Origin of the sequence: Thauera carbonicopians, assembly GCF_025699485.1 — a bacterium.
In the GTDB taxonomy this organism is placed as follows: domain Bacteria; phylum Pseudomonadota; class Gammaproteobacteria; order Burkholderiales; family Rhodocyclaceae; genus Thauera.
In genome coordinates this window covers 1-2,562 of record NZ_JANUXN010000039.1, presented here as the reverse complement: position 1 = coordinate 2,562, position 2,562 = coordinate 1, and the positions used below count along the sequence as shown (strand labels likewise).

Here is a 2,562-nt window from a genome sequence, read left to right as displayed (position 1 = left end):
ATGCACGGGTCGGGTATCACAAGACCCTGGTCGCCATTGCCAACAAACACGCGCGGCAGTTGTGGGCCGTGCTGGCCCGGGAAGAGCGCTACAACCCGGATGCCTGGCGCCAATGGGGGCCGGCGATCGAACAAGCAGCAAGCTGACGCACTGCGTTCCAGAGTGAAGCAATCATGACTGCGCGCAAGCGATAGGCAAAACAGGTCAGACCGACCAGCTGAGAGCCTGACTAACAAGATGGCCGACCATGAAGAGTATCGCGGCTGATCCCCGCGCCTCGGTCGCGCCGAGCAATGATTGAGGCCAGCCGGAGCGGTGAGTCGCATGGCCCCGGCACCTCTGTGCCGAACAAGGCCGATTGGGGAAAGGCAGTCTGTTCTGTCCTTGTCCATTGCAATGCCGCCAGTCATAAAGCGATCACGCTCGGTCGTGGTCAGCGGGAGAAGAAAATGTGTGCGTGATCAAGCGTTGTTGCGGCCTGCGGCCGCAGGTCTGCAGAAAGGTGTTGACGGGAAATCCCTTGGGAATTGTTAGCGCCCGCCCCGGATAGGTAGACCGGTGCTCCCACGGCGACAGCGTACTGCGTTTGGGATATGAACGGCCAGTACAACATGTCACCGGAAGAACTGATCCGGCGGAAATAGGTGCGACCGGCCAAGCCAAGCGTCAGGAAATTGGCGATGGTGAGAAGTGCGGACTGTGTAGGAGAAAGGACAGGCCATAAATATGGAAGACCTGACTTGAGAAAGAGAACGCAGCGGGCGGCCACATCCCTTTGGGCTTGTGGCAATTTATCCTTACCGATTAAGCGATGCTCCCGCAAATCGCAGTAAAGCAGCCAAAGGAATTGGTTGTAGATTTCACGGATGGCCGGATCCTTTGACCGCGGCACTAAATCGTCGAACTGGAAATTGGTGATGCGACCGCCAACAAGCCAGCGGGCTGACTCGGCCAAAGTTGCTCGGGATTGAAGATCAACTGTCATAGGGCGCTAACGTTCAAGGTAACCGGCCTGCGCGGCTTTTCGCGCAGGTCCGGTTGACCGCAGGGTTAGCCCTCAGTGCGGACGGGCGAATGTGGGGCATAGTGTTGGCAAAGCTCTATAACGCGGGGAAATAGCTCGGCGGCCGCAGTAAGGTGGGAGTGCAAGCGGTTGACTTCAACTTCTGGCGTACCGACCGACAAGCTTTCACGAAAGCGGGTATCCAGATGGTTGAAGGCGGACTCGTAGAGTTCCTCAGGCTCTTCCGGTTCCGCAGGGCGCAGGTGAAGGCTATGCACGAGTAGATTTCTTCGTGAGAGCAACCACTGCAACCCGTCCTCCCGCTCAGATTTCTTGTACTTCCAAAGTAGTTTCCATGCTGAAAGATTGCCGATGTCTGGATGCATCCGCAGGGTGTTTGCGCGAATGCGATCTAGAACTGCGGAGAAGCCATCCCTTTCGTATTGCCGAATTCCGAAGAAGGCGAAGTCAAGAACTTGGCCAACGCGATCCCAGTAGCCGGCGAGGCGGATGTAACAAGATTCAGTATGTTCCCAAAATGCGTTCGACGCCCCGTTTTGAAAGAAGCTGTGCACCTCGGGTGGGGCATCTTCAGGGATGTTAATTAGGTTTGGTTTTGTTTCGAGAAAATGCATTCCGATTAGAAATGCCCGTGCTCGACAAAGCGAGTTGCGTGTGCGGTTGAACAACTGCATAACCTCGTCGAGAGCGGCTGAGAGATAGGTGTCGTACCGAGGCTTCGGCTCGTTCGTAAAATGAATTATCAATCTAGGCGGGCCACCGTATTCTTTAACGAGAGCATCGATTGATTTGTTCAGTGCATCGGCACGTTCCCTCGAAGTCGCCAGCTTTGGAGGTTTTGGGTCAAGGAACTCCTCAAGCCGCGCCAGAATGAGAGTTTCATTTGCAGCATGCGCAAGCGTATCGCCAAGAACGCTAGCGAGTCGATCATGTTCGTCGGATGCGGACATTGGCGATCTGAGGGCTAACGATGGGTTAGGCCAATGTGCCAATTGGTGTTGGTTTATTGCCATGCTCATTCGGTGTGGGTAGGTATCTTTGAAGAGGCTTTTCAACTGAAGTACCCAAGATGTACTCGATGGCATCTTTGACGTTTTTCGCCGCGTTGGGAGCATCAGCAAGGCCACTGGTAACCGCAGCAACAATAACAAGCGCACCTACGATCTTTGACCAAGATGGACTTGAGGACAACGCTTCCTTCTTTGCCTCATGTAAATAGCCTTCAATGCGTGCACGCTCGGATGGCGAAATTGATGAAAGAAGCTCTATTTCGGTTAAAGCTGTATCAATGAGATCGACAACTCGGTCTGGTTTTACGTTGGAAGGCTTGAAAACCTCATCGTCAGAATTTTCCCGATTAGAAAGATGATCATAGAAAACCGTCGTAATTCCGCGGAGACGCCCCAAGTTTATGATGGTCTTATGAAGCGACACGGCTTCTTCATCGAACAAACCTTTGCTCTTTAAGGAAGCGCTGAATAAATCGCTTTCATCGGTGCTGAATCATTTCTAAGCATGCTTCGTCGCTGGCTCCATCA

General features: G+C 53.5%; 3 protein-coding genes. All 3 read right to left on the bottom strand.

Annotation, left to right across the window (positions count from 1 at the left end; genetic code table 11):
• Nucleotides 1-433 precede the first annotated feature (433 nt).
• Nucleotides 434-985, bottom strand: a complete 552-nt coding sequence (locus NX068_RS21010) for a hypothetical protein (protein ID WP_263463190.1) — start codon at nt 983-985, stop codon at nt 434-436.
• Nucleotides 986-1,050: 65 nt separating this feature from the next.
• A complete protein-coding gene (locus NX068_RS21005; protein ID WP_263463188.1) occupies nt 1,051-1,974 on the bottom strand; it encodes a hypothetical protein in 924 nt (307 codons plus the stop codon).
• A 25-nt stretch (nt 1,975-1,999) separates the two neighbouring features.
• Entirely contained in the window at nt 2,000-2,476 is a 477-nt protein-coding gene (locus NX068_RS21000) for a hypothetical protein (RefSeq protein WP_263463187.1), read from the bottom strand.
• Between the last annotated feature and the right edge of the window lie 86 nt (nt 2,477-2,562).